Origin of the sequence: Nocardioides marmorisolisilvae (assembly GCF_003725775.1) — a bacterium.
Classification (GTDB): Bacteria; Actinomycetota; Actinomycetes; order Propionibacteriales; family Nocardioidaceae; genus Marmoricola; species Marmoricola marmorisolisilvae.
The window spans coordinates 515546-540404 of the sequence record NZ_RJSG01000001.1 but is presented as its reverse complement, the minus strand read 5'-3'; the positions used below and the strand labels follow the sequence as shown (position 1 = coordinate 540404).

Below are 24859 nucleotides of genomic sequence, written 5' to 3'. Positions count from 1 at the left end.
ATCGCGGGGCAGGACCTGGTCGGCGTGTTCACAGCACTTGGTTGAATGGAGGCATGAGCCAGCCCGATCCGAGCGCGCGCCCCAGCCAGGTCACCCTGGCCGGGTGGGCGATCGCGGGCGCCTCCGTGCTGCTGGTGCTCGCGGTCTTCAACACGATGGGCCAGCTCGACAGCGTCGACATGCGCGAGCGGCTCTCGGAGGCGATCAGCTCGGGCTGGGTGAAGGGTCTCGGGATCTCCCTCGGCGACGCGACCGATCTGGTGCGCTGGTCCCTCTACGTCACCGGCGTCGCGGCTGCAGCCTCGAGCATCCTCGGCGTCTTCGTGCTCCAGGGTCATCGCGGAGCCCGCATCGGTGTGACGGTCTCGGCGGCGCTGGTGCTGACCGCGTCCATCGCGAGCGTGCTCACCGGGATCCTCGCCCTGGCACTCGTGGTCTTCGCCGCCCTGCTCTGGAGCGGGCCGGGTGGCGACTGGTTCGCGGGCCGACCGATCACGGTCCGGCCACGCCCTGAGCGACGGCCGCAGTCGCAGGAACCGCGCCCGCCGAGCGCCCCGGTGGCCTGGGCGCCGCCGACGCCGGGATCGGCGCAACCGCCGCCGACGCCCGGATGGGGGCAGGTCGCGCCGCCGTCGGCGACGGACTGGCCGGCGCCCACCAGCTGGCCCGCTCCGATCGCGGCTCCGGCGACCGCCCCGGCGCCGGACAGCGCCGGTCTTCGTCCTTCCCAGGTCCGGCTCGCGTGCATCCTCACCTGGATCTTCAGCTCGGTCGTCGCGGTGGGCTACGCGTTCGTGTTCGTGGTGCTGCTGGTGAACAAGCCCTGGGTGGCCCAGGAGATCCAGAAGAGCCCGGGCTGGAACGACTCCTTCGACGTCGACACCGTCACCTCGGTGGCGACCGGCGCCTCGATCGTGTTCGTGATCTGGTCCGCGGGTGCCATCGCGCTCGCGCTGCTGGTCTGGCGGCGGGTGCGCTGGGCCTGGATCCTGCTGCTGGTCTCGACCTGGGTGGCCGGGTTCGTCAGCGTGCTGGGCTTCCCGTTCTCGCTGCCCTACGTCGCCGTGATCGGTGCCACCGCCGGTCTGCTGATGCGCCGCCCGGTGCGGGACTGGTTCGCCGAGACGCCGTACGCCGGTCCGCGGAGCCCGTTCCAGGCACCACCGAGCGACCCGCAGCAGCGCCCGCCCGTCTGGTGACCTCCCGTCTGGTGACCGCCCGGCTGCTCAGCCGGCGCTGAGGTCGGCCGCGCCCAGGCGGCGCAGCCCTTCCTCGATCACGCTCGGCTTCTTGCAGAACGCCCAGCGCACCAGGTGCCGGCCCTCGTCCTGGTCGTCGTAGAAGACCTGCGAGGGGATCGCGACCACGCCCGCCGTCTCCGGCAGGGCCAGGCAGAAGGCCCGGCCGTCGGCATGGCCGAACGCGGAGACGTCCGTGGTCGCGAAGTAGGTCCCGTCCGGCCGGTAGACCCTCATCCCGAGGGCCTCGAGGCCGTCGCAGAGCAGGTCGCGCTTGCCGTGCAGGTCCGCGGCGAGCTTCTGGTGGAACGCGTCGTGCTGGTCGAGTGCCACCGCGGCCGCCGGCTGCAGCGGTCCGCCGGAGACGTAGGTCAGCCAGTTCTTCGCGCCCTCGACCGCCGCGACCAGCTCGGCGGGCCCGCTGGCCCAGCCGACCTTCCAGCCGGTGACCGAGAAGCTCTTGCCGATGCTGGAGAGCGTCAGGGTCCGCTCGAACATCCCGGGCAGGGTGGCCATCGGGATGTGCGGGACGCCGTAGGTGAGGTGCTCGTAGACCTCGTCGGTGACCACGACCAGGTCGTGCTCGATCGCCAGGGCCGCGACACCCTCGAGCTCGGTGCGGGTGAGCACCGTTCCGGTGGGGTTGTGCGGGGTGTTGAGCAGGATCAGCCTGGTCCGCGGGGTGATCGCCGCGGCCATCTCGTCGAGGTCGAGCCGGAAGTCCGGAGCCCGCAGGGTCACCGGACGGCGCACCCCGCCGGCGATCTGGATCATCGCCACGTAGGAGTCGTAGTACGGCTCCAGCACGACCACCTCGTCGCCGGGGTTGACCAGACCGAGCAGAGCCCCGGCGATCGCCTCGGTGGCCCCGGTCGTCGCCACCACCTGGCTGCGGTCCAGCGCGAGGCCGTAGTGCCGCTGCTGGTGGGCGATGACCGCGTCGAGCAGCTCGGGGGTGCCGTGGCCGGGCGGGTACTGGTTGCGACCACCGCGCAGCGCGGCCACCGCAGCCTCGAGGACCTCCTCGGGACCGTCCTCGTCGGGGAAGCCCTGACCGAGGTTCACCGAGCCCGTGCGGACCGCCAGGGCGGACATCTCCGCGAAGATCGTCGAGCCGATTCCGTCCAAACGCATGGCATTGCGGCCCATAGGTAGACAGTAGTAGTTCAGAATGTCGGGGTGACCGAAGACGTGGGGGCCGGGGTCGACGCGAGCGTCGAGAAGCCGGAGAGCAAGCGCAGTACGGGGCGACGGATCGCGTTCTGGATCGGGATGGGCCTGATCCTGGCCGGCCTCAGCCTGCTGGGGTACGTCGCCTGGCAGCTGTGGGGCACGAACATCATCGCGAAGAAGCACCAGCGCGAGATCACCTCGCAGCTCCAGGAGGACTGGGCCGCGGGCGCCGGCTGCGACCGGTTCTGCCCGAAGGGTCAGGCCGACGCGCTGATCCGGATCCCGAGGTTCGGCAAGAAGTACGTCGTACCGGTCCTCGAGGGCACCGACAAGGCGAGCGTCCTGGACAAGGGCGCCTTCGGCCACTTCATCGACACCGCCGGTGCCGGTCAGGTCGGCAACTACGCGCTGGCTGCCCACCGAGTCACCCACGGCGAGCCGCTGCGGCACATGCCGGAGCTGCGGCCGGGCGACAAGGTCATCGTCGAGACGAAGACCTACACCTACACCTACGTGCTGGACACCAACCCCAACGACCTGGTCATCTCCTTCACCGGTGTCTGGGTGCTGGATCCGATCCCGCACAACCCGAGCTCGAACAGCCCGAAGGTCAACCCGAACACCAAGTTCAAGCGGCTGATCACGCTGACCACCTGCTCGGAGATCTTCCACACCGACAACCGGATGATCGCCTTCGGGCACCTCGTGTCCCAGCGCAAGAAGACGATCGCCCACCCGGTCGACTAGGGGGTCGACTAGCCTTCGGGCCATGTCGGATCGCGAAGTCCTCCTCGACCAGGTCAACAGCAAGGCAGTCGTCCGCGGCAAGGTGACGCTGGCCTCGGGCCGCGAAGCCGACTACTACGTCGACATGCGCCGGGTGACCCTGGACGCCGTCGCGGCTCCGGTGATCGGCCGGACCATGCTCGAGCTCACCGCCGACTGGGACTTCGACGCGGTGGGCGGCCTGACGCTCGGTGCCGACCCGATCGCGGTGGCGATGATGCACCAGGCCGCTGCCGCCGGCCGGACGCTGGACGCCTTCGTGGTCCGCAAGGCCCAGAAGGCGCACGGTCTGCAGAAGCAGATCGAGGGGCCGCCGGTCGAAGGTCGTCGGGTGCTGGCCGTCGAGGACACCTCGACCACCGGTGGTTCGGTCCTCGAGGCGGTCCAGGTGCTGCGCGAGCAGGGCGCGATCGTCGTCGGCGTCGCGGTGATCGTGGACCGTGACACCGGGGCGCGCGAGAAGGTCGAGGCCGAGGGCCTCGAGTACCGCTACGCGGTGGGGATCTCAGACCTCGACGTCTGAGGGCGCCGGGGTCGCGGCCTTGAGCGCCCCGCGCTTGCGGCGGTGCCGCAGCCACTCGATGCCGACCGGGATCGCCGAGAAGGCGAGGATCGCCAGGATGACCAGGTCGATCCGGTCGCGCAGCCACGGGAACGTGGTGCCCAGGAAGAAACCGAGCAGCAGGATCGAGGCGACCCACAGCACCGCACCGACGGCGCTCCAGGTCAGGAACCGGCGCCGGTCCATCTGGGTGATGCCCGCGACCACCGTGATGTAGGTGCGCACGAAGGGCACGAACCGGCCGATCACCAGTGCCTTGTTGCCGTGCTTGTCGAAGAACTCGCCGGTCTGGTCGAAGTACTTCTTCTTCAGGATCCGGCCGTCGCGCTGGGCCAGCGGTGGACCGACCAGGCGGCCGATCTCGTAGCCGGAGACGTTGCCGAGGAACGCGGCGACCGTGAACAGCACCAGGGCCGCCGGCAGGTCCATGTGGTGCCCGCCGTGGAAGATCTTGATCTCGTCGGAGGCCAGGAAGATGCCCATCGCGAACAGCAGGGTGTCGCCCGGCAGCACCGGGAAGAACAGGCCGCACTCGACGAAGACGATCAGCAGGCTGATCCAGAACATCGACTGCCCGAAATGCTGCAGCAGAGCATTCGGGTCCATCCAGCTCAGGCCGAAGAGCTGAAGCGCGTCGATGATCACGCGGTGAGCGTATCTGTCCCCGCCTGAACGGCGCCTGACGATTCCGAGAACGCCTAGGGTGGGCGCGTGGACGAGGCGCCCGAGCAGAACCAGGAGAGGGCGCCCTACGACCCGATGCCGCACGGTCCGGCCGAGGTCGGGGTCGGTCCCTGGGAGGGTCCGCTGCCGGACGGTTCCGAGTACGACCCGGAGCTTCTGGCGCACGGCGACCGGCGCAACGTGGTGGACCGCTACCGCTACTGGACGATGGCCGCGATCGTCGCGGACCTGGACTCGCGCCGGCACGACTTCCACGTGGCCATCGAGAACTGGCAGCACGACTTCAACATCGGCACCATCGTCCGCTCGGCGAACGCGTTCCTCGCCGCCGAGGTGCACATCGTCGGCAACAAGCGCTGGAACCGGCGCGGGGCGATGGTCACCGACCGCTACCAGCACGTCCGCCACCACGAGGACGCCGCGGCGCTCGCGGCCTACCTGCACCAGCACCCGGGTGGTGCCGTCCGCCTGCTCGGCATCGACAACCTGCCCGGGTCGGCGCACCTCGAGACGATGGAGATGCCGCGGCGGGTCTGCTTCCTCTTCGGCCAGGAGGGTCCGGGGCTCTCCGAGGGGGCCCGGGCGGCCTGCGACGGGACGTTCTCGATCGCGCAGTTCGGCTCGACCCGGTCGATCAACGCCTCGGCCGCCGCCGCGATCGCGATGCACTCCTGGGTCCGGACCTACGCGGACCTGACCGGCGAGGACGCCTGGCGCGGCTAGTCCCTGGCCACCGGTCGAGCACGGCGGCCTAGTCGAGCCTGAAGTTGCTGACGTCGAACCCGAAGATCAGGGGGAAGGCGAACACGACCACCCAGGCCCAGACCGCGTAGACCCAGACGTAGCGGGTCTGCCACGACTCGAGGACCGCGAACCGGGTGCGACCGCGGGCGAATCCGAGCAGCAACCACGCCGACCAGAGCAGGTTGACCAGCAGCACCACGTTCTCGCCGAGCGCCGCGGTTCGGTTGGAGCTGAAGCCATAGTCGGAGAGCCGCATCGCGAGCGCGACCAGGACCAGCAGGTCGACCAGCAGGGCGGCCTTGACCAGCCCGAGCTGGAGCCAGTCGAACAGGCCGGGGCCGTCCGCGGGATCCCGTGAGGAGATGCCGTAGACGATCAGGCCGAGGACCACGACGAGGACCAGGTCGAAGAGGATCAGTGCGTCCCGGTCGACGTCGATGCCGTTGACCACGATGGTGACCGCCAGGCCGACGAGGGTGGCCACGAACAGCGGGGTGAACACCTTGCCGAGCACCGGCGCCATGTTCTCGATGACGCTCTTCTTCTCCTCGACCAGCCAGGCTGCGACCACGGCCGCTCCGACCGCCCCGCACGGCAGCATCCACTGGAAGACGAAGACCTCGGGGTCGACACCAGTGGCGTTGAGCGCGGCGCCGGTGAGGCCGGTCAGCACGCCGCCGCCGAGCGCGATCAGCACCAGGTAGATGACCCACTCGCCGGTGAACCGGATGAAGTCCATCCAGGGCGGGCCGGTGCGCCAGTCGCCGTCGGTGTAGGCGACCCCGACCGCGATCCAGAGGGCGATCGGCAGGTGCAGGAAGGTCAGCAAGGAGACGTCGTCCTTGCTGCTGGCCAGGTAGAGGTTCGCTCCGAGCACCCCCAGGGCGAAGAGCGCGGTGACGACCGCGATCGTCCGCCGGTTCGTCCCGCGGACTGTGGTCAGGTAGCCGGCCAGGGGAGCCAGGGCGAGCAGGCTGGCGTTCGCCGCGTAGAAGGTGCCGTGCTCCAGCGATGCCCCGAACAGGGCCGGCACCTTGAACAGGACCGCCGCTGCCACGGCCCAGCCGAGTGCGATCAGAAGGGACCGGGGACGGCCGCCGTCGTCCGGGCTGCTGGTCCCGAGCACCAGCTGCTTCCAGAGCCGGTCGGAGTGCTCCCGGGCGAACTCACGGGTGAGGGCGTCCAAGCTGCCGATCCGCTTCACCGCGACCAGGAACGCCTCGTCGGCGGACAAGCCGGAGTCGGTGAGCTCCTCGATGCGGGCCCGGAGATGGTCCTCGAGCTCGTCACCGTCGGCCGGGCTGACGACCTGACGGCCGCGGACGTAGCGGCGCCACTCGTCGATCTGCGCCTCGAGCGTGTTCTCGGCCATCGCTCAGGCCTCCGTCGCCGGACGCAGCGGGGCGACTGAGAAGTTGTCCTGCCAGACGTTGCGCAGGGTGTCCACGACGGTGCTCCACTGGCGGTGCTGCTCGGCCAGCTCGGCGCGACCCTGCTCGGTGATCCGGTAGTACTTCCGCTTGCGCCCGGTGGCGGGTTGGCGCCAGACGGACTCCACGTGCCCGAGGCGCTCGAGCCGGTGGAGCAGGGGGTAGAGCAGCCCGTCGGTCCACTCCAGGTGCCCGCCGGAGAGCTCGCCGACCTGCTTCAGCAGCGCGTACCCGTAGCTCTCGCCCTCGGCCAGGATGCCGAGCACCAGCGGGGTCGTCGAGGCGGCGACCAGATCCTTGGCGATGTGCATGCGCGCGTCCCTTCCCTAGAACCTCTATACATAGTAGTTCTAGGTATCAAGGAACGCCAGCGGCGGCCGGATCAGTAGAAGAGGTACGGGACGAAGCCGCCGTTGCCCGGCATGTCTCCGCTGCTGTTCGCCACCGCGGCGATCCCGGTCAGGACCGCGATCATGAGGCCGATCAGGGCGACCAGCACCGCGGCGCGCGCCAGGTGGTTCTCCCAGCCCGGCGAGCTGGCGAGGAGACCGACGGCGCTGACCGCGTTGAACGTCACCAGTCCGGCGATCGCGACCGCGATCAGGCTTGTCAGGAACGCCCCGCCGCGGCCACTGGGGTAGCTGTCTCCGAAGGCGACGACGAAGGCCGCCACGATCCTGTTGAGCTGGCCCATCACCAAGAGCACCGCGATCGTGAACGCGGCGATGGCCCGAGCCTGTGGGGTCAAAGTGAGCATGGATCGAAGGTAGTCCCGAGGTCGTTTAGGGTTGGCCACATCTGACGTTTCCCGAGGAGATTTCGCATGCCCGTCGCAACACCCGAGAAGTACGCCGAGATGCTCGACGCCGCGAAGTCGAAGTCCTTCGCCTTCCCGGCCATCAACGTCTCCTCGTCGCAGACGCTGAACGCCGCGCTCCAGGGATTCGCCGACGCCGGCAGCGACGGCATCATCCAGATCTCCACCGGCGGTGCCGAGTACCTCTCCGGCCCGACGATCAAGAACATGGTCACCGGTTCGGTCGCCTTCGCCGCGTACGCCGCCGAGGTCGCCAAGAACTACCCGGTCAACATCGCGCTGCACACCGATCACTGCCCCAAGGACAAGCTCGACGGGTTCGTCCGTCCGCTGATCGCGATCAGCAAGGAGCGGGTCGCCCGCGGCGAGGCGCCGCTGTTCCAGTCGCACATGTGGGACGGCTCCGCGGTGCCGATGGACGAGAACCTCAAGATCGCCCAGGAGCTGCTCGCCGACTGCGCGGCCGCGCACATCATCCTCGAGGTCGAGATCGGCGTCGTCGGTGGCGAGGAGGACGGCATCGTCGGCGCCATCGACGAGAAGCTGTACACCACTCCCGAGGACGCCCTGGCCACCGCTGCCGCGCTCGGCACCGGCGAGAACGGCCGCTACATGACCGCGCTGACCTTCGGCAACGTGCACGGCGTCTACAAGCCGGGCAACGTGAAGCTGCGCCCGGAGATCCTCAAGGCCGCCCAGGAGGCCGTCGTCGAGAAGCTCGGCCTCCCGGCCGGCTCCAAGCCGTTCGACCTGGTCTTCCACGGTGGCTCGGGCTCGACCGCCGAGGAGATCAGCGCAGCCGTCGACTTCGGCGTCATCAAGATGAACGTCGACACCGACACCCAGTACGCCTTCACCCGCCCGGTCGCGGCGCACATGTTCAACAACTACGACGGTGTGCTGAAGGTCGACGGCGAGGTCGGCGACAAGAAGACCTACGACCCGCGCGCCTGGGGCAAGGCCGCCGAGGCCGGCATGGCCGCCCGCGTCGTCGAGGCCTGCGAGAACCTGCGCAGCAACGGCCAGTCGATCGGCTGATCAAGGACGCGTCAGCGGACTTGATCGTCGGTGGTTGAGCAGCGACCGCGACCGAGGAACGAGGGCGCGACGGAGCGTGTCGAAACCCGGTGACGGGCGCTCAGTCTGAAGCCGGTGCCGCGACCGGAGCAGCCGCCGCGCCGTAGCCGGTGTGCTTCGGCGCTTCGTAGAGCAGTACCGCGATCAGGCCGATGAAGTAGATGCTGGCCGGCAGCAGCAGCGACTGCTGCATGGCCTTCGCGAACAGGTCGGCCACGTGCGGGTCGGTGATCTTCTGCGCACCGGCCTCGCCGTGCGCAGCAGCGCCCGGCAGGTAGTGCGAGAGCCGGCTGCTCATCATCACCGCGATGGCGGCCGAGCCGACCACCGAGCCGACCTGGCGGGTGGCGTTGTAGACACCTGCACCGGCGCCGGCCAGGTGCAGCGGCAGGTTCCGGTTGGCGGTGGCTGCGGTCGGTGCCCAGATGAACGCGTTGCCCGCGCCGAGGATGACCTGGAAGACCGCGACCAGGAAGATCGAGGTGTCCGGCTTGAGCTGGGTGGCCAGCGAGAACATGCCGATGATGCTCAGCACGAAGCCGGTGCTCACGATGATCCGGGGGTGCACCCGGTCGGTCAGACCGCCGACGGGCTTGGCCAGGATGATCGACATGATCGCCATCGGGAACATCAGCAGCGCGGCCTTGGTCGCGCTGTAGCCGAGCACCGCCTGGGCCCACAGCATCAGCGGGTAACCCATCGAGACGCCGACGAAGCCCATCACGGTGATCGCGACGTTCGAGACCGAGAAGTTGCGGTCGCGGAAGACGCTGAGCGGGACCAGCGGTTCCTTCTTGTTGCGCGACTGCCAGAAGACGAAGGCGGCCAGGAACACCACGCCGCCGACGATCATCGCGATGATCCAGCCAGCCCAGTTCTCGGAGTGTCCCTGCTGGATCCCGAACGCGAGCAGGAACAGGCCGACGCCGGACAGCGCCACGCCCAGCCAGTCGAACTGGTGCTCGTTGGTCGAGAGCGCCGGGACGTTGCGCACGGCCAGGAAGAAGCCGACGACGCCGACCGGGATGTTCACGAAGAAGATCCACTCCCAGCCGAGGCTGCTGGTCAGCACGCCACCGAGGATCGGGCCGACGACCATGGCGACACCGGCGGTCGCACCCCAGACCGCCATCGCCTTGCCGCGCTCGGCGGCCGGGAAGATCCGGGTGATGATCGCCATCGTCTGCGGCGTGATCATCGAGGCGCCGAAGCCCTGCACCACGCGGGCGATGATCAGCATCGTGATGCCGCCGGCCAGGCCGCACCACAGCGACGCGAGCGTGAAGACCGCGAGGCCGGCCAGGTAGAGGTTCTTGGACCCGTAGCGGTCGCCGAGTCGGCCCATGATCAGCACCGGCACGGCGTACGCGAGCATGTAGGCGCTGGAGACCCAGAGGGTCTCGTTCACGCTCGCGTGGAGCTTGTCGATGATCGTCGGGGTCGCCACCGTGACGATGGTGAGGTCCACCAGGATCATGAAGAAGCCGAGCACCAGCGAGAAGAGCGCCGGCCACGGCCGCACCTCAGGCTGCTGGGAAGGCTGGGCCGAGGGCGTCGTCGTCTGGGTCACGGTCCTACTCAACACCCGACCGTGGACAATTACTCCATGAGTTTCCAAGACCTGATGGCCGGACCCCCGCCCACCCACCTGCCCGAGGACCCCGCCGCGGCGCTCCTCGCCGACGGCCAGGAGGCCCGGGACGTCGTCCGCGCGCACCCGGAGTCGCCGCTCGCCTGGGCCGTGCTCGCCGAGCAGGCGCTCGCCGACGGCTCGGACGACGTCGTCGGCTACGCCTTCGCGCGGGTCGGTTACCACCGCAGCCTCGACCTGCTGCGTCGCAACGGCTGGAAGGGTCACGGCCCGGTTCCGTGGGACCACGTCCCGAACCGCGGCTTCCTGCGCGCCCTGGCGGCGCTCTCGGTCGCCGCGGGCCGGATCGGGGAGACCGACGAGCAGCAGCGCTGCGCGGACTTCCTGCGCGACTCCAGCCCCGAGGCTTACGAAGCCCTGACGTAGCCCGATGGGCCATGGACGCCAGCCACCCGCGCGATGATGCTGGCTCCATGGCTGAGTACACCCTGGCCGTGAGCGAGGCCGAGATCGCTCGCTACCGGCTGATGGCGCAGACGGCGCTGGCCGACGAGGGCGCCCAGCTCGCCCTCGCCGGCGTCGTCGCTGGTGCCACGGTCGCCGACGTCGGGTGCGGGCCCGCGGCGATGAGTGTCGAGCTCGCCCGCATGGTCGGTCCTGACGGCTGCGTGGTGGCGGTCGAGCGCGCAGAGGAGGCCCGAGCCGCGGCCCGCCAGGTGATCGCCGAGTCCGGCGTCGCCAACGTGGACCTGCGCGAGGGAACCGCCACCGAGACCGGGATCGAGCCGGGTTCCGTCGACGTCGTGATGATGCGGCACGTGCTCGCCCACAACGGCGGCGAGGAGCAGCTGATCGTCGACCACCTGGCGTCGCTGGTGCGGCCCGGGGGCGCCGTCTACCTCGTCGACGTCGACCTCACCGGGATGCGCATGCTCGACAGCGACCCGGAGCTCAGCGACCTGGTGCAGCGCTACGCCGACTTCCACGGCTCCCGCGGGAACGACCCGATGGTCGGCCTGCGGCTCGGACAGCTGCTCGCCGAGGCCGGCCTGGTCGTGGAGAGCTTCACCGGGTCCTACGCGATCATCGAGATGCCGCCGGGGATCCGGCCGCCGCTGTGGGCGGCGCGCGACGTGATGCTCGCCCAGGGCGCGGTGACCGAGGCCGACGTGAGTCGCTGGGGTGCCGCGTTCGACCGCCTCGACGGGCAACCGGTGCGGCCGACGATCTTCGCGCCGTCGTTCCTCGGGATCGGCCGGAAGCCCTAGGGGAGCAGGAGCGAGTACGCCGCCGGCTCGAGGTGCCAGGACCGGCGCCGTTCCGGGCCGCTGATCTCGCCGTCGGCGCTCATCCAGAAGTCCTCGCCGGAGATCGAGACCTGGCGACCGCGCAGGGTGACGACGTCGGGACGCTCGGGGTGCTTGCCCCGGACGAGGTCGAACGCGTACCCGGCCCGGGCCAGCGGGTCGATCGCGAACGAGATCACCACGTCGAGGCGCCCGTCGTCGGGCTCGGCGTCCGGGGCGAGGGGAGCCCCACCGCCGACGGTCGGCCCGTTGCCGACCCCGACCATCAGCACCTGCCGGTCCACGTCAGCCACGACCTCGCCGTCGACCTCGATCCGCAACCGGATCGAGGAAGGCTTCAGGGCCGCTCGGGCCACCCCGAGCGGGTAGGCGACCAGGCCGAGGCCGAACGGCCCGAGGATCTCCTTGAACGTCGCCCCGTGCTTGCTGGCCATCACGCTGGTGCCGACGTGGACGTGGTTGACCACGACCTCGCCGAGCTCGTCGACGATCAGGTCCATCGGGTGCGGGCTGCTCTTGAGCAGAGCCTCGGCCGCCTCGACCGGGTCGAGCGGAAGGTCGACCGCGCGGGCGAAGTCGTTGCCGGTGCCCAGCGGCAGCAGGCCGAGGGTCTTGCCGGCCAGGTCGTTGCGGCGGTGCAGCGTCGCGATCACCGCGTGCAGGCTGCCGTCACCGCCGGCGACGACGATCGGGCGGCTGCCGGCGCGGTGCAGGATGCTGTCCAGCTCGCCGGGATTGCTCGTCTCGCAGACCTCGACGGAGGCCTGGCCCTCGAGAACCTCGAGCGCCACTCCCAGGGCGTCGGCGTTGCCCGCATCGGCGTGCGTGATGAGCAGGAGGGGGTCCACGCCCGACAACCTAGCCCCTTCCGGCAACGGCGGACGGGGGGTCCGTTTCTGGTAGCGTGTGGTCGCAAGAGCCCCGTGCTGTTGCACGTCGGGTTCTTTACTTTTTGCCTGGAAAGGGTGGTGTCATGCCCGCGATCGTCGTCCTCGGAGCCCAGTGGGGTGATGAAGGCAAGGGGAAGGCCACCGACCTCCTCGCGACCAGCCAGCCGATCGACTACGTGGTCCGCACCAGCGGCGGTCACAACGCCGGTCACACCATCGTCGTCAACGGCGAGAAGTACGCCACCCACCTGCTGCCCAGCGGCATCCTGACCCCCGGTGCGACCTCGGTCATCGCCAACGGCGTGGTCGTCTCGCCCGAGGCGCTCTTCCGCGAGCTCGACGGTCTGATCGAGCGTGGCGTCGAGGTCGCTCAACTGGTCGTCAGCAGCAACGCCCACGTGATCGCGTCGTACCACGTGGCCGTGGACAAGGTCAGCGAGCGCTTCCTCGGCAAGAACCAGATCGGCACCACCGGCCGCGGCATCGGTCCGGCGTACGGCGACAAGGTGAACCGCGTCGGGATCCGGATCGCCGACCTCTTCGACGAGAACATCCTGCGCCAGAAGGTCGAGGCTGCCCTCGAGGTCCGCAACCAGGTGCTGGCGAAGGTCTACAACCGCCGGGCGATCGAGGTCGAGGCGGTCGTCGGGGAGCTGCTGACCTACACCGAGCGGCTGCGCCCGATGGTCGCCGACACCAGCCTGCTGCTGAACAAGGCGCTCGACGAGGGCAAGACGGTGCTCTTCGAGGGCGCCCAGGCCACCATGCTCGACGTCGACCACGGCACCTACCCGTTCGTGACCTCCAGCAGCCCGATCGCCGGCGGTGTCTGCACCGGCGCCGGCATCGGCCCGACGCGCATCGACCGCGTCATCGGGGTGATCAAGGCGTACTCGACCCGCGTCGGCTCGGGTCCGTTCCCGACCGAGCTGTTCGACGAGGACGGCATCAACCTGCAGAAGATCGGCGGCGAGATCGGTGTCTCCACCGGCCGCACCCGGCGCTGCGGCTGGTACGACGCCGTCGTCGCCCGGTACGCCGCGCGGGTGAACGGGCTGACCGAGTTCTACCTGACCAAGCTCGACGTGCTCGACCACTGGGAGCGGATCCCGGTCTGCGTGGCCTACGAGATCGACGGCGTCCGCCACGACGAGATGCCGATGACCCAGACCGAGTACCACCACGCGAAGCCCGTCTACGAGTACTTCGACGGCTGGGGCGGGGACATCTCCGGGTGCCGCAGCTTCGACGACCTGCCGAAGAACGCGCAGATCTACGTCAAGGCGCTCGAGGAGATGTCCGGTGCGCCGTTCTGGGCGGTCGGTGTCGGACCGGGTCGCGAGCAGACCGTCGTGGTCAACGAGCGCTGACCCTTCCGGCGTACCGTTCTGCGCCCTAGGCTCCGGCCATGACGGTTGAGCCAGAAGCCGCGATCGACCAGATCAACGCCGTGTTCGGCAAGCACCCCGGCCACCGGGCGCTGCACGCGAAGGGCGCCTTCTACCAGGGCACCTTCACCGCGACGCCGGCAGCGGCGAAGCTGAGCAAGGCGCTGCACCTGCAGGGTGATCCGGTGCCGATCCGGGTGCGCTGGTCCAACGGCGGCGGCAACCCGACGGTGCCCGACACCGCGACCGACGTACGCGGGATGGCGGTGTCCTTCCGGCTGCCGGACGGCACTGCGACCGACCTGCTCGGACAGACCTCGCCGGAGTTCCCGTTGCGCAGCGTCGAGGAGTTCCTCGCGCTCGTGCGCGCGGCCGCCAAGCCCTACAAGATCCCGTTCTTCCTGGCCCGGCACCCGCACACCTTCGGTGCCTTCGTCGCCAACGCCAAGGCGAAGGCGATCGTGCCGCCGTTCTCCTACGCCGAGGTCGTCTACTACCCGGTGCACGCCTACTCCTGGACCGCGGCGGACGGCACCCAGAGCTGGGTCCGTTACAAGCTGACGCCGCAGCAGGGCGAGCGGCCGGCGGGGGAGTTCAAGGGCAAGGACCGACTGCGCGAGGAGATCGCCGCGCGGCTGACCGCCGGCCCGGTCCGCTTCACCCTCGAGGTGCAGGTCGCCGGCGCCGGGGACGACCCGGACGACCCGACGACGTCGTGGGGCACCGAGTTCTTCGACGCCGGCACGCTGGAGATCACCGGTCTCGACCCGGAGCGCGAGCAGAACGGGGAGATCGTGGTCTTCGATCCGACCCGGGTGGTCGACGGAGTCGGGCTGTCGAAGGACCCGATCCTGCTCTACCGGGCCGGTGCGTACACGTCGTCGGTCAACCGACGGGTCTGAGGTGTGCGGAGCCCGAGCCGTCCTCGGCCCGGGCCCCGCGTACGCCTAGCTGCTGCAGGTGTACGGAGCAGGGGTGAACACCCCGCTCGTGTGGATCACGTTGGCGTAGACGCAGACCCGGTACGGACTCGAGGTTGCCGAGTACGGGATGACGTACGTCGCGGTCGTGCTTGCGAGGGTGTTGGAGTTCCTGCTCCTCTCGATGAAGACGACCATCTGACTGTCGTCGCCGGGGCTGAAGACCTCGCACGCCATGTAGGTGTACTTGTTGTTGAACGAGCCCGAGAGTGTCGGCGTCGCGGAGGTGGTGACCTTCACGACCGCATTGCCGGTCGCGGAGTCGATGGACGACAAGGCGAACTGGCACTTGGCCTTCACGTACGCGTCGGCTGACGTTGCGGAGACCGGTCCCACCGACGCTGCGCTCGCCGCGCTGGGCACGAGCGCCACCGCCACGGCGAAGAAGACGCCGACCGAGTAGAGCCGCCGGGTCCGGCGAGGAGTGTTCTTGCGATGCTTCACGACATCACCTGATTCCTGGGAGGGGAGTACCGGCGACAGCCGAGAGCTGTCGTCGTGTTCCCGGCACCCGTGATGTCGGGAGCACCTTCGAACATGGCACTGAGTACTGCCTGCTGTCGATAGTTTGCGCGGGTGGTTCAGACGCGTCGGAAGAGTGCGGTGAACAGGTCGCTGGCGGTGTCCACCAGCTCGGCCGGGCTCTGCGCGACGTCACCGTTGAGCCAGGCGCTGATCAGCTCGGCGAAACCGGCGATGTAGACCACGCCGAAGACGCGGGCGCGCTCGGCGGGCCAGGTCCGCTCGCCGTAGAGCTCGTCAGCCTCGCGGGCGACGAAGTCGGAGAAGACCGCCATCAGGTCGTTGCGGCGTCCGCGCAGCTCCGGGTTGGCGCTGGTGTGCATCACCGCGACCTTGCCCTTCGAGGGCGAGGTGACGACCATCTCGACGAAGGTCTCCATCACCGCGTGCACCCGCTGCTCCGGCGTACCGGGGGTGTTCTCGATGACCTGGGCGGCCAGGGTCAGGATCTCGCTGCAGACGTGGTCGAAGGCGGCGACCATCGCCTCGTCGAGGTTGGCGAAGCTCTCGTAGAAGTAGCGCTCGGTCAGTCCGGCCCCGGAGCAGATCGCGGTCATCGTGGCGCGGCCCTCGCCAGCCTCTGCCAGCACGTTGATCGTCGCCTCGATCAGGCGCTCCCGGCGCTCGGCGGTGCGCTCGGCCGCGGTCTTGCCGCCGTAGCTGCGCGCAGTGGAGGTAGCCGGTGAGCCCATCGGGACACCCTGACGGATCTGCTCGCTCCCGGCAAACGATTCTGGAACTTCGTTGTCTCGATGAGTCCAGCGATCTCGCCCTGGACCGCGAGCGCACGCCTCACCACTAGGATGAGTGCAGTGAAGACCCTCGTCATCGGCACCGGCGGCCGGGAGCACGCGCTCGCGCTGGCCCTGTCCCGCGACCCAGGCGTCACCGAGGTGCACGCCGCGCCGGGCAACCCGGGCATCGCCACCTTCGCGAAGGTGCACGACGTCGACCCGATGGATCCCCAAGCCGTGGCCGACCTGGCCGAGGACCTGGGCGCCGAGCTCGTCGTCGTCGGTCCCGAGGCTCCGCTCGTTGCGGGCGTCGCCGACGCGGTCCGCGCCCGCGGCATCTCCTGCTTCGGACCGTCCGCCGACGCCGCTCAGCTCGAGGGCTCGAAGGCGTTCGCCAAGGACGTGATGGCTGCCGCCGACGTGCCGACGGCGCTCGCCCACGTCTGCACGACCCAGCCCGAGGTCGAGGCTGCGCTCGACGCATTCGGTGCTCCGTACGTCGTCAAGGACGACGGTCTCGCGGCCGGCAAGGGCGTGGTCGTGACCGACGACCGCGCTGTGGCGCTGGCGCACGCGCTCGAGTGCGAGCGCGTCGTCATCGAGGAGTACCTCGACGGCCCGGAGGTAAGCCTCTTCGCCATCACCGACGGCTCCTGCGTCTATCCGCTCCAGCCGGCGCAGGACTTCAAGCGGATCTTCGACGCCGACCGTGGTCCGAACACCGGTGGCATGGGCGCCTACACGCCGCTGCCGTGGGCACCCGAGGGCTTGGTCGCCGAAGTCCTCGAGCGGGTCCTCCAGCCGACCGTCGACGAGCTCGCCCGTCGCGGCACCATCTTCTCCGGCCTCCTGTACGCCGGCCTGGCGCTGACCAGCCGCGGCGTGAAGGTGATCGAGTTCAACGCGCGCTTCGGTGACCCGGAGACCCAGCCGCTGATGGCGCTGCTCGACTCACCGCTCGGTGCCCTGCTCAAGGCCTCGGCCGACGGTGTCCTGCACGAGGTCGAGCCGCCGCGCTGGAAGTCCGGTTCGGCCGTCGCCGTCGTGATGGCGAGTGCCGGTTACCCGGAGTCCTCGAGCAAGGGCGACGTCATCATCGGCACCGAGACGCTGGCCGACGACCCCGCGGTCGACGTCATCCATGCCGGCACCGCGATCGCCGACGGCAAGCTGGTCACCGACGGTGGCCGGGTCCTGGCCGTCACGGCGGTCGGCAGCGATCTGGCCGACGCCCGGGCGAAGGCCTACGAGGGTGTCTCGGCGATCGCGTTCGACGGCGCCCAGTGGCGTCGTGACATCGCCGCGAAGGCGGCGGACGGAGAGGCTCACTGATGACCGTCCCCAACGTTCTCGCCACCCGGTACGCCGGCGCCGACCTCGCCGCGATCTGGTCGCCCGAGCACAAGATCGTGCTCGAGCGGCAGCTCTGGATCGCGGTGCTCAAGGCGCAGAAGGACCTCGGCATCGACGTGCCCGACGGCGTCGTCGAGGCCTATGAAGCGGTCATCGACCAGGTCGACCTGGCCTCGATCGCCGCCCGCGAGCGGGTCACCCGCCACGACGTGAAGGCCCGCATCGAGGAGTTCTCCGCCCTGGCCGGGCACGAGCACATCCACAAGGGCATGACCTCGCGCGACCTGACCGAGAACGTCGAGCAGCTCCAGATCCTGGCCTCGCTCGCGCTGGTCCGGCAGCGGGTCGTCGCCACCCTCGCGCGCCTGGGTCGGCTGGCCAGCGAGCACGAGTCGCTGGTGATGGCCGGCCGCTCCCACAACGTGGCCGCACAGGCGACGACGCTGGGTAAGCGCTTCGCGACCGTGGCCGACGAGATGCTGGTCGCGCTGGCCCGGCTCGACGACCTGACCGCGCGCTACCCGTTGCGCGGCATCAAGGGCCCGATGGGCACCGCTCAGGACATGCTCGACCTGCTGGACGGTGACGAGGCCAAGCTCGCCGACCTCGAGCAGCGGGTTGCGGCCCACCTCGGCTTCGAGAACGTGCTGACCAGCGTCGGCCAGGTCTACCCGCGCTCGCTCGACTTCGACGTCATCTCCGCGCTCGTGCAGATCGTCGCCGGCCCCTCGAACCTCGCGACCACGATCCGGCTGATGGCCGGCATCGAGCTGGTCACCGAAGGTTTCAAGGAGGGCCAGGTCGGCTCGTCGGCGATGCCGCACAAGATGAACACCCGCTCCTGCGAACGGGTCAACGGCCTCGCGGTGATCCTGCGCGGACAGCTCTCCATGGTCGGCGAGCTCGCCGGCGACCAGTGGAACGAGGGCGACGTGTCCTGCTCGGTGGTGCGCCGGGTCGCACTGCCGGACGCGTTCTTCGCCACCGACGGCCTGTTCCAGACCTTCCTCACCGTGCTCGACGAGTTCGGTGCCTTCCCGGCCGTGATCCAGCGCGAGCTCGACCGCTACCTGCCGTTCCTGACCTCCACCAAGGTGCTGATGACCGCGGTGCGAAACGGGGTGGGTCGCGAGGAGGCGCACGAGGCGATCAAGGAGCACGCCGTTGGTGTCGCCCTCGAGATGCGTCAGGGTCTCGCGGTCAACGACCTCTTCGACCGGCTGGCCGCCGACACCCGGCTCGGACTGACCCGCGAACAGATCGCGGCGCTCGTCGCCGACCCGATCGAGTTCACCGGTGCGGCGGTCGCGCAGGTGCAGGCGGTCGTGCGGCAGATCGAGAAGGTCGTCGCCGCCGACCCGGCCGCTGCGGCGTACGAGCCCGGCGCGATCCTCTAGCCGAGCCGGCGCTCGAGGCCGGCCAGCAGAATCTCCAGCGCGAACTGGAACTGCACGTCCGGGTCCGGTCGAGCGTCGAGCATCTCCTGCAGGTGCGGCAGGTCTTCGGATCGCTCGGTCACACCGCGCCCGAACTCGGCGAACTGCGGGTCCTCGCCGTCTCCTGCGAGCACCTTCTGCCAGGCCTCGCCCAGCGCGAGCGTGTAGACGTTCTGCACCGCGTGCTGCACGTCCATGGTGCTGAAGCCGGCCTCGTCCAGGGCCGCGGCCAGGTGCTCGATGCGATCGAGTCGCAACCCGGTCGGCGCACTGGTCAGCCGGACGTACTGGAGCAGCTGCGGGTTGGCGACGATCGCGGTCCGGGTCGCGTGCGCGAACGAGGTGATCCAGTCCTGCCAGGTCGCGTCCGGGCCTGGCTCGAAGTCGTCGTACTCGGTCTCGTCGAGGATCCGCGCGGCCATCAGGGCGAGCAGCTCGTCGCGGTCGCGGACGTGGTTGTAGAGCGCTGCCGGTCCGACGTCGAGAGCCTTGGCGACGTCACTCATCTTCAGGTCCTCGGTCCCCAGCTCCAGGGCGGCGGTGACGATCTGCTCACGGGAGATCCGCTGCGGGCGCCCGCGCTTCGGCTTCGCAGGCTTGGTCGCCTGGTCGCTCATGCGGACTCCTTCGGGGTGCGTACGGAAGAAATACTGAAGCGCGTCAGAAAATATCTCAGAATTGCTTGACAGACAAGAACGCGTTCTAGTTCTGTAGCCGAATGACCAACGAGCCACCCCCCGCTGACATGACTCTCACCCGCAGCAGCCGGGACGACGTCGCCATGGCCGCGACCCTCACGACCTGGCTGAACGGCCAGCTCGGCGAGGGCGCCGACGTCGAGATCGCGCTCTCCGGAGCCTCCGACGCCAACGGCATGTCGAGCGAGACGATCCTGGCCGACGTCACCTGGACCGAGAACGGCGAGCGCGGCACGCACCCCTTCGTGATGCGGATGGCGCCGGCCGAGAAGGACGTCCCGGTCTTCCAGACCTATCGACTCGACCACCAGTACGAGGCCATCCGGCTCGTCGGCGAGCTGTCCGGCGTACCGGTCCCGACGCCGCGCTGGCTCGAGGCGACCGGTGAGGTGCTCGGTCAGCCGTTCTTCTTCATGGACCGCATCGAGGGCATCGTGCCGCCGGACGTCATGCCGTACACGTTCGGTGACAACTGGTTCTTCGACGCCCCGTACGCCGACCAGCGCCGCCTCCAGGACTCGACCGTCGGTGTGCTCGCGGACCTGCACTCGATCCCGGACGCACGCGGCACCTTCGGGTTCCTCGACATCCGGGACTACGAGGGGGACACCGAGCTGCGCCGGCTCTTCAACAAGCTGCGCTCCTGGTACACCTGGGCGGCCGCCGAGCTCGCACCGTCTCCGCTGATCGACCAGGCGCTGACCTGGCTCGAGGCGAACTGGCCCGAGGCCGACCGGCCCGACAACGTGGTGCTCTCCTGGGGTGACTCGCGGATCGGCAACTGCCTCTACCGCGACTTCGAGCCCGTCGCCGTCCTCGACTGGGAGATGGCGGGCATCGGTCCGCGCGAGCTCGACCTGGGCTGGATCGTCTTCGCCCACAAGGTGTTCCAGTCGATCACCGACGTGTTCGGCATGCCCGGTCTGCCGAACGTGCTCAAGGCCGAGGACGTCCGCGCCGTCTACACCGAGGCGACCGGTGTCGAGGTCGGGGATCTGCGCTGGTTCGAGATCTACTCCGCGGTGATCTGGGGCGTGGTCTTCATGCGCACCGGTGCCCGGCAGGTGCACTTCGGCGAGCTCGCCGAGATCCCGGAGGACATCGACTCCCTCTTCCACCACGGTCCGCTGATGCGGACGCTTCTCGAAGGAGACCAGGCATGATCGGCCCGCTCGACGAGTACCCGATCCACCAGGCGCCGCTGCCGATCAACCGGCCGGCCAGCAGCGACCGGAACTTCTACGACCGCTGCTACTTCAACGGCTTCGACACCGTCGGCGGTGACACCGTCCTGATCACGGGTCTGGGCTACTACCCGAACCTCGGGGTCAAGGACGCCTACGTGCTGCTGCGGCGGGGTCAGACCCAGACGGCCGTGCACCTCTCCGACGCGATCGACGGCAACCGCCTCGACCAGCGCGTCGGGAAGTACGCGCTCGAGGTCGTGGAGCCGCTTCAGAAGATCCGCCTCGTCCTCGAGGAGACCGAGGGCATGGCCATGGACATCACCTGGGACGGGTCGCACCCGGTCGTGCAGGAGATGCCGCACCTGATGCTGTCCTCGGACACCAAGCCGACCCTGGACGCCCAGCGCTTCGCCCAGCTCGGCTCCTGGTCCGGCACCCTGCTCGTCGACGGCGAGGAGATCACGGTCGAGCCCGATAAGTGGATGGGTAGCCGGGACCGTTCCTGGGGCATCCGTCCCGTCGGCGAGAGCGAGCCGGCCGGTCGGCCGCAGGACCCGCCGATGGAGGGCTTCTGGTGGCTCTACGTGCCGATCCGGTTCGAGACGTTCTCGATCGTGATCATTGCCCAGGAGCTGCACACCGGTTTCCGGACGCTGAACGACGCGAGCCGGATCTGGCACGCCGACGGCCGCGTCGAGCAGCTCGGCTGGCCGCGGATCGAGTTCCAGTACACCCCGGGCACCCGTCACCCCGAAAAGGCGCGGATCACCTGCACCAACCCGGACGGCAGCCCGGTGGTCGTCGAGGTCGAGACCGTGACCCACGCGGTGCTGCACGTCGGCGGCGGGTACGGCGGTGACCCGGACTGGACCCACGGATCCTGGAAGGGCGAGAACTTCACCGAGCGGGTCACCTACGACCTGACCGACCCCGGCGTGGTTGCCCGCGCCGGCTTCGGCGTGATCGACCACTACGGCCGCGCGACCTGCGACGGCGAGGTCGGTCACGGCCTGTTCGAGCACGCGTCCTTCGGTCGGCACGACCCGACGGGTTTCGTGGACTGGAGCAACGACCGCCGCTCCTAGGAAGCGCTGATAACTTCCTGGGGTGCGTCGAATCCTCCTTCCCCTCGTCCTCGCGTCCGTGCTCGCCCCGGTGGCGCCGGCCTCCGCCGTGGAGCCGGTCTGCACCATCGCCGTCCCGTACAAGGTGACGGCCGGTGCGCCGCTCACCTGGGTGAAGCCGACGTTCACCGGCTGCGACAGCTACGCCTCCGCGAGCTGGAAGGTGGCCCGCAGCGGCAAGACCTACGGCACGATCACCGCGAAGAACGGGGTCAACCAGGGCTCGTGGATCTTCCACGACAACTGGCCGACCGGCATGTACGCCGTGACCCCGAGCTCGTCCGCGGCGGTGCCGCAGAACTCGACGAAGGCCGTCGTGAAGTTCGGCACCAAGGTCACGCTGAAGGGCTACCGCCAGGACCACCTCAAGGTCCCGCTGTCGGGGACCATCACCCGGTACGTCGCCTCGGTCGACGGCTACCGCGGGTGGGCACACCGCTACGTCTCGATCCAGTACCGGGACTGCACGACCTGTGACTGGCACCCGCTCTACTCCGACCGGACCGACGCTCACGGGAAGTTCAGCCTCGCCGCGGTGTCCGACGAACTGCGGTACTACCGGGCCCGAATCGGCGACACCACCTACTGGTGGGGCAGTACGTCGAGCTCCGTGCACTTCTGACGGTGCCGCCGGCGGGGCCACGGTCGACGTGAACTAGCGCCTTTGGAGTTGTCCACAGCCGCCGGGCAACGGTGGTTATCCACAGGTTTGTGTCAGGACTGACGCAAGGTCACCTCGTGACCGGGCACGGTTCGTCCATGAATGTTCACGTCCCACCGCCCCTGCTCGTCACCGACGACGACGCCCTCATCTCCGAGGTCCTTCGACTTGCTGCCGCCGCAGGCGTGGTTCCGGAAGTGGTGGCCGACGAGGGTGCTGCTCTCCAGCTCTGGCCGACGGCTCCTTTGGTGCTGGTCGGCGCTGACCGTGCCGACCGCATGGCGCGGGCTCAGCCGGCTCGCCGACCGGGCGTGCACGTGCTGGGGGTGGGCTCTCTGCCGGACCTCTTGTTCCGCGACGCCCTGGCGTGCTCGGCAGAGTCCGTCGCTGCGTTGCCGGCGTCCGACTCGTGGCTGATCGAGCTGCTCGCAGACGCTGCCGACGGGTCGGCTTCGCGCGGCACCGTGTTCGGTGTGATCGGTGGCGCCGGCGGCGTCGGGGCGACAGTCTTCGCTGCGGCGCTTGGCCAGGTGCTCGGCGCGCGCGGTGGAGCTCTCCTGATCGACGCGGACGTGGGAGGCGCTGGGCTCGACCGCGTCTTGGGTATGGAGAAGGCATCGGGCGTTCGTTGGGACTCCCTGGTTCAAGCAACCGGGCGGCTCAGTGCGAGATCCCTTCGCGATGCTGTTCCGGGTCGCGACGGGCTGTCCGTGCTCACCTGGCCGGTGCATCGCGCTCCGGGGCTGCCAGCCTTCGCCGTACGGGAGGCGCTGTCGGCTGGGACCCGTGGATTCCGTTCGGTCGTTGTCGACCTCCCGCGTCACCCCGATCCGGTTACTGATGAGGTCCTCGCCAGGTGTGACCACGTCATCCTCGTGACGACGACCACCGTGCCAGCCGTGACCGCGGCTGCCCGCGTTGCACGCAGGCTCCCGGCGAGCACTTCCAAGGTGCTTCTCCGCGATCGGACCGGAGGTGTCAACGAGTTCGACATCGCGCGGCTCTTGCGGCTCCCGGTCCTTGCTTCGATGGGAGATCAGCGCGGTCTCGATGAGGCGATCAGTCTTGGCGCCGGGCCGCTTCGCTTCCGTCGTGGCGCACTGGCGCGAGCAGCCAAGGAAGTGGCCACCAGCCTCGGTCCTCAAGCGGCGGAGCGCGTCGCTTGACGCAAGGACCGCCGGCTGACCTCCTCGCCGAGGTGCGGGACCGTCTCGCGTTGGACGGCGCGGAGGTGACACCCCAGAGCGTGGCCTCAGCCTTGCGCAAAGGTGGCCGGCCGATCGGGCACACCCAGGTGCTGGCCGTGCACGATGCATTGCGTCGTGACGTTCTCGGCGCTGGTCCCCTCGAAGAGCTGATCGCGCTACCCGGGGTGACTGACGTTCTGGTCAACGGACCCAGCGAGGTGTGGGTCGATCGGGGCAACGGGCTCGAGCTGACAGGAGTCCGCTTCGGAGACGACGACTCGGTACGCCGGCTCGCGCAGCGCTTAGCCGCTGCGGGAGGTCGGCGCCTGGACGATGCGTCACCGTTCGTCGACCTGCGCCTGTCGGACGGCACGAGGTTCCACGCGGTGCTTGCTCCGTTGTCGCGTCCCGGGACCCTTGTCTCGCTCCGCGTGCCGCGAAGACGGGCCTTCGACCTCGCGGGTCTCGCATCTGCGGGAATGGTGAGTCCAGATGGCGCGACTCTGCTCGATCGCATCGTCAGATCGCGTTGCGCATTTCTGGTGAGCGGCGGCACCGGTACTGGGAAGACCACGTTGCTCAACACGATGCTGAGCCTGGTCGATCCGCGCGAACGTCTGGTCATCGTCGAGGACGCAAGTGAGCTGCGACCCGAACACCCCCATGTGGTTGCTCTGGAGGCACGGCCACCGAACATCGAGGGAGCAGGTGCGATCACCTTGCAGATGCTCGTTCGGCAGGCCCTCCGCATGCGTCCCGATCGTCTGGTGGTCGGTGAGGTGCGGGGGGCAGAGGTGGTCGACCTGCTCGCAGCGATGAACACCGGTCACGAGGGCGGGTGCGGGACCGTCCACGCCAACTCTCCGGCCGCGATTCCTGCCCGCATCGAGACGATGGCGCTAGCCGCTGGCCTGAATCGCGAAGCTGCTCGGGCCATGTTCGGTGCGGCAGTGGACCTGGTGATCCATGTGGTTCGGTCTCCCAACGGTGCGCGCAGGGTTGGAGCGATCGGGGTCCTCGACGGCGTTGACGGGGTGTCGCTAGCGGTGCGATTCGCAGATGACCTGCAACTCGTGCCCGGTCCGGCCGCGGGACGCCTCGAGGAACTGCTGGCCGGGTGACGATGTTTGCCTCGGTCGCGGCAGCCGTTGCGGCCTACCTCGCCGCTCCGAGGGTGACACGACTGGCTTCGTCTGCGGGGCCAGGGCCAGTCAAAGGTGCGTGGGTGCTGGGCGCTTGCGCCGCCGCTGGTGTCCTCGCACGGCTCGACCTGTCGCCTCTCCTCGTCCT

At 69.3% G+C, this 24859-nt stretch carries 26 protein-coding genes; 16 read left to right on the top strand and 10 right to left on the bottom strand.

Annotated elements, in window-relative coordinates:
* The first annotated feature begins 53 nt into the window (after positions 1-53).
* A complete protein-coding gene (locus EFL95_RS02745; protein ID WP_123232497.1) occupies positions 54-1199 on the top strand; it encodes a hypothetical protein in 1146 nt (381 codons plus the stop codon).
* A 27-nt stretch (positions 1200-1226) separates the two neighbouring features.
* Here the strand turns inward: EFL95_RS02745 and EFL95_RS02740 are convergent, their stop codons facing one another.
* Positions 1227-2387: a pyridoxal phosphate-dependent aminotransferase gene (locus tag EFL95_RS02740; RefSeq protein WP_123232496.1), complete on the bottom strand. Its 1161-nt coding sequence runs from the start codon at positions 2385-2387 to the stop codon at positions 1227-1229.
* A 30-nt stretch (positions 2388-2417) separates the two neighbouring features.
* Here EFL95_RS02740 and EFL95_RS02735 point away from each other — a divergent pair, with 30 nt between their 5' ends.
* Both EFL95_RS02735 and pyrE read left to right on the top strand, forming a co-directional pair.
* A complete protein-coding gene (locus EFL95_RS02735) occupies positions 2418-3158 on the top strand; it encodes a class E sortase (RefSeq protein WP_246004769.1) in 741 nt (246 codons plus the stop codon).
* Positions 3159-3180: 22 nt separating this feature from the next.
* Positions 3181-3720, top strand: a complete 540-nt coding sequence (gene pyrE / locus EFL95_RS02730; protein WP_123232495.1) for an orotate phosphoribosyltransferase — start codon at positions 3181-3183, stop codon at positions 3718-3720.
* On the opposite strand, the gene EFL95_RS02725 is transcribed toward pyrE, so the two are convergent.
* Positions 3703-4404 (bottom strand): DedA family protein, encoded by a 702-nt coding sequence (locus EFL95_RS02725; protein ID WP_246004768.1) that lies wholly within the window; start codon positions 4402-4404, stop codon positions 3703-3705. The genes pyrE and EFL95_RS02725 overlap by 18 nt on opposite strands.
* A 114-nt stretch (positions 4405-4518) precedes the next feature.
* On the opposite strand from EFL95_RS02725, the gene EFL95_RS02720 reads away from it, so the two are divergent.
* Positions 4519-5166, top strand: a complete 648-nt coding sequence (locus EFL95_RS02720; RefSeq protein ID WP_123232699.1) for a TrmH family RNA methyltransferase — start codon at positions 4519-4521, stop codon at positions 5164-5166.
* A 28-nt stretch (positions 5167-5194) separates the two neighbouring features.
* Here EFL95_RS02720 and EFL95_RS02715 read toward each other — a convergent pair whose 3' ends face one another.
* The 3 genes from EFL95_RS02715 to EFL95_RS02705 form a co-directional block, all read right to left on the bottom strand.
* Complete coding sequence (locus EFL95_RS02715; RefSeq protein WP_123232494.1) at positions 5195-6559, bottom strand: permease prefix domain 1-containing protein; 1365 nt, start codon at positions 6557-6559, stop codon at positions 5195-5197.
* Positions 6560-6562: 3 nt separating this feature from the next.
* Positions 6563-6928 (bottom strand): PadR family transcriptional regulator, encoded by a 366-nt coding sequence (locus EFL95_RS02710; protein WP_123232493.1) that lies wholly within the window; start codon positions 6926-6928, stop codon positions 6563-6565.
* A 71-nt stretch (positions 6929-6999) separates the two neighbouring features.
* Positions 7000-7374 carry a hypothetical protein gene (locus EFL95_RS02705; protein WP_148044950.1) on the bottom strand — a complete coding sequence of 125 codons (375 nt, stop codon included), beginning with the start codon at positions 7372-7374 and terminating at the stop codon, positions 7000-7002.
* Positions 7375-7440: 66 nt separating this feature from the next.
* Between EFL95_RS02705 and fbaA the strand changes: the two genes are divergently transcribed.
* A complete protein-coding gene (gene fbaA, locus EFL95_RS02700; RefSeq protein WP_123232491.1) occupies positions 7441-8472 on the top strand; it encodes a class II fructose-bisphosphate aldolase in 1032 nt (343 codons plus the stop codon).
* A 100-nt stretch (positions 8473-8572) separates the two neighbouring features.
* On the opposite strand, the gene EFL95_RS02695 is transcribed toward fbaA, so the two are convergent.
* Positions 8573-10081 carry a DHA2 family efflux MFS transporter permease subunit gene (locus EFL95_RS02695; RefSeq protein WP_246004767.1) on the bottom strand — a complete coding sequence of 503 codons (1509 nt, stop codon included), beginning with the start codon at positions 10079-10081 and terminating at the stop codon, positions 8573-8575.
* Positions 10082-10117: 36 nt separating this feature from the next.
* Here EFL95_RS02695 and EFL95_RS02690 point away from each other — a divergent pair, with 36 nt between their 5' ends.
* Positions 10118-10528 carry a DUF3151 domain-containing protein gene (locus EFL95_RS02690; RefSeq protein ID WP_123232489.1) on the top strand — a complete coding sequence of 137 codons (411 nt, stop codon included), beginning with the start codon at positions 10118-10120 and terminating at the stop codon, positions 10526-10528.
* Between the two features lie 47 nt (positions 10529-10575).
* The gene (locus tag EFL95_RS02685; protein WP_123232488.1) at positions 10576-11370 is read left to right on the top strand and encodes a methyltransferase domain-containing protein; all 795 of its coding nucleotides are present in this window, start codon (positions 10576-10578) and stop codon (positions 11368-11370) included.
* On the opposite strand, the gene EFL95_RS02680 is transcribed toward EFL95_RS02685, so the two are convergent.
* On the bottom strand, positions 11367-12257 hold the full coding sequence (locus EFL95_RS02680; protein WP_246004766.1) for a diacylglycerol/lipid kinase family protein: 891 nt from the start codon (positions 12255-12257) through the stop codon (positions 11367-11369). The genes EFL95_RS02685 and EFL95_RS02680 overlap by 4 nt on opposite strands.
* 125 nt (positions 12258-12382) lie before the next feature.
* Here EFL95_RS02680 and EFL95_RS02675 point away from each other — a divergent pair, with 125 nt between their 5' ends.
* Complete coding sequence (locus tag EFL95_RS02675; protein WP_123232487.1) at positions 12383-13669, top strand: adenylosuccinate synthase; 1287 nt, start codon at positions 12383-12385, stop codon at positions 13667-13669.
* 38 nt (positions 13670-13707) lie between these two features.
* On the top strand, positions 13708-14589 hold the full coding sequence (locus tag EFL95_RS02670; protein ID WP_123232486.1) for a catalase family peroxidase: 882 nt from the start codon (positions 13708-13710) through the stop codon (positions 14587-14589).
* Between the two features lie 45 nt (positions 14590-14634).
* Here the strand turns inward: EFL95_RS02670 and EFL95_RS02665 are convergent, their stop codons facing one another.
* Positions 14635-15111, bottom strand: coding sequence for a hypothetical protein (locus EFL95_RS02665; protein WP_123232485.1), 477 nt, complete (start codon positions 15109-15111; stop codon positions 14635-14637).
* 137 nt (positions 15112-15248) lie between these two features.
* Positions 15249-15881, bottom strand: coding sequence for a TetR/AcrR family transcriptional regulator (locus EFL95_RS02660; protein ID WP_123232484.1), 633 nt, complete (start codon positions 15879-15881; stop codon positions 15249-15251).
* A 120-nt stretch (positions 15882-16001) separates the two neighbouring features.
* On the opposite strand from EFL95_RS02660, the gene purD reads away from it, so the two are divergent.
* Positions 16002-17255, top strand: a complete 1254-nt coding sequence (gene purD, locus EFL95_RS02655; protein ID WP_123232483.1) for a phosphoribosylamine--glycine ligase — start codon at positions 16002-16004, stop codon at positions 17253-17255.
* Complete coding sequence (gene purB, locus EFL95_RS02650) at positions 17255-18673, top strand: adenylosuccinate lyase (RefSeq protein ID WP_123232482.1); 1419 nt, start codon at positions 17255-17257, stop codon at positions 18671-18673. The genes purD and purB overlap by 1 nt, the downstream gene beginning before the upstream one ends.
* On the opposite strand, the gene EFL95_RS02645 is transcribed toward purB, so the two are convergent.
* Entirely contained in the window at positions 18670-19329 is a 660-nt protein-coding gene (locus tag EFL95_RS02645; protein WP_123232481.1) for a TetR/AcrR family transcriptional regulator C-terminal domain-containing protein, read from the bottom strand. The two genes, purB and EFL95_RS02645, sit on opposite strands and share 4 nt — an antisense overlap.
* A gap of 128 nt (positions 19330-19457) precedes the next feature.
* Here EFL95_RS02645 and EFL95_RS02640 point away from each other — a divergent pair, with 128 nt between their 5' ends.
* The 5 genes from EFL95_RS02640 (at position 19458) to EFL95_RS02620 (ending at position 24690) form a co-directional block, all read left to right on the top strand.
* Positions 19458-20573, top strand: a complete 1116-nt coding sequence (locus tag EFL95_RS02640) for a phosphotransferase family protein (protein WP_246004765.1) — start codon at positions 19458-19460, stop codon at positions 20571-20573.
* On the top strand, positions 20570-21682 hold the full coding sequence (locus EFL95_RS02635) for an Rv3169 family protein (protein ID WP_123232479.1): 1113 nt from the start codon (positions 20570-20572) through the stop codon (positions 21680-21682). Before EFL95_RS02640 ends, EFL95_RS02635 begins: the two co-directional genes overlap by 4 nt.
* A gap of 22 nt (positions 21683-21704) precedes the next feature.
* Entirely contained in the window at positions 21705-22343 is a 639-nt protein-coding gene (locus EFL95_RS02630) for a hypothetical protein (protein ID WP_148044949.1), read from the top strand.
* 137 nt (positions 22344-22480) lie between these two features.
* On the top strand, positions 22481-23548 hold the full coding sequence (ssd, locus tag EFL95_RS02625; protein ID WP_123232697.1) for a septum site-determining protein Ssd: 1068 nt from the start codon (positions 22481-22483) through the stop codon (positions 23546-23548).
* Positions 23545-24690: a TadA family conjugal transfer-associated ATPase gene (locus EFL95_RS02620; RefSeq protein WP_123232477.1), complete on the top strand. Its 1146-nt coding sequence runs from the start codon at positions 23545-23547 to the stop codon at positions 24688-24690. The genes ssd and EFL95_RS02620 overlap by 4 nt, the downstream gene beginning before the upstream one ends.
* The last annotated feature ends 169 nt before the right edge of the window (positions 24691-24859 follow it).

What these genes read in the sequence shown, in the direction of transcription:
- EFL95_RS02635 (WP_123232479.1), top strand. Translation starts at nt 20,570, where the DNA reads ATGATCGGCCCGCTCGACGAGTACCCGATCCACCAGGCGCCGCTGCCG.
- EFL95_RS02745 (WP_123232497.1), top strand. Translation starts at nt 54, where the DNA reads ATGAGCCAGCCCGATCCGAGCGCGCGCCCCAGCCAGGTCACCCTGGCC.
- EFL95_RS02715 (WP_123232494.1), bottom strand. Translation starts at nt 6,559, where the DNA reads ATGGCCGAGAACACGCTCGAGGCGCAGATCGACGAGTGGCGCCGCTAC.
- EFL95_RS02720 (WP_123232699.1), top strand. Translation starts at nt 4,519, where the DNA reads ATGCCGCACGGTCCGGCCGAGGTCGGGGTCGGTCCCTGGGAGGGTCCG.
- EFL95_RS02660 (WP_123232484.1), bottom strand. Translation starts at nt 15,881, where the DNA reads ATGGGCTCACCGGCTACCTCCACTGCGCGCAGCTACGGCGGCAAGACC.
- EFL95_RS02685 (WP_123232488.1), top strand. Translation starts at nt 10,576, where the DNA reads ATGGCTGAGTACACCCTGGCCGTGAGCGAGGCCGAGATCGCTCGCTAC.
- EFL95_RS02645 (WP_123232481.1), bottom strand. Translation starts at nt 19,329, where the DNA reads ATGAGCGACCAGGCGACCAAGCCTGCGAAGCCGAAGCGCGGGCGCCCG.
- EFL95_RS02670 (WP_123232486.1), top strand. Translation starts at nt 13,708, where the DNA reads ATGACGGTTGAGCCAGAAGCCGCGATCGACCAGATCAACGCCGTGTTC.
- fbaA (WP_123232491.1), top strand. Translation starts at nt 7,441, where the DNA reads ATGCCCGTCGCAACACCCGAGAAGTACGCCGAGATGCTCGACGCCGCG.
- purB (WP_123232482.1), top strand. Translation starts at nt 17,255, where the DNA reads ATGACCGTCCCCAACGTTCTCGCCACCCGGTACGCCGGCGCCGACCTC.
- EFL95_RS02705 (WP_148044950.1), bottom strand. Translation starts at nt 7,374, where the DNA reads ATGCTCACTTTGACCCCACAGGCTCGGGCCATCGCCGCGTTCACGATC.
- pyrE (WP_123232495.1), top strand. Translation starts at nt 3,181, where the DNA reads ATGTCGGATCGCGAAGTCCTCCTCGACCAGGTCAACAGCAAGGCAGTC.
- EFL95_RS02740 (WP_123232496.1), bottom strand. Translation starts at nt 2,387, where the DNA reads ATGGGCCGCAATGCCATGCGTTTGGACGGAATCGGCTCGACGATCTTC.
- ssd (WP_123232697.1), top strand. Translation starts at nt 22,481, where the DNA reads ATGAATGTTCACGTCCCACCGCCCCTGCTCGTCACCGACGACGACGCC.
- EFL95_RS02675 (WP_123232487.1), top strand. Translation starts at nt 12,383, where the DNA reads ATGCCCGCGATCGTCGTCCTCGGAGCCCAGTGGGGTGATGAAGGCAAG.
- EFL95_RS02710 (WP_123232493.1), bottom strand. Translation starts at nt 6,928, where the DNA reads ATGCACATCGCCAAGGATCTGGTCGCCGCCTCGACGACCCCGCTGGTG.
- EFL95_RS02690 (WP_123232489.1), top strand. Translation starts at nt 10,118, where the DNA reads ATGAGTTTCCAAGACCTGATGGCCGGACCCCCGCCCACCCACCTGCCC.
- EFL95_RS02640 (WP_246004765.1), top strand. Translation starts at nt 19,458, where the DNA reads ATGACTCTCACCCGCAGCAGCCGGGACGACGTCGCCATGGCCGCGACC.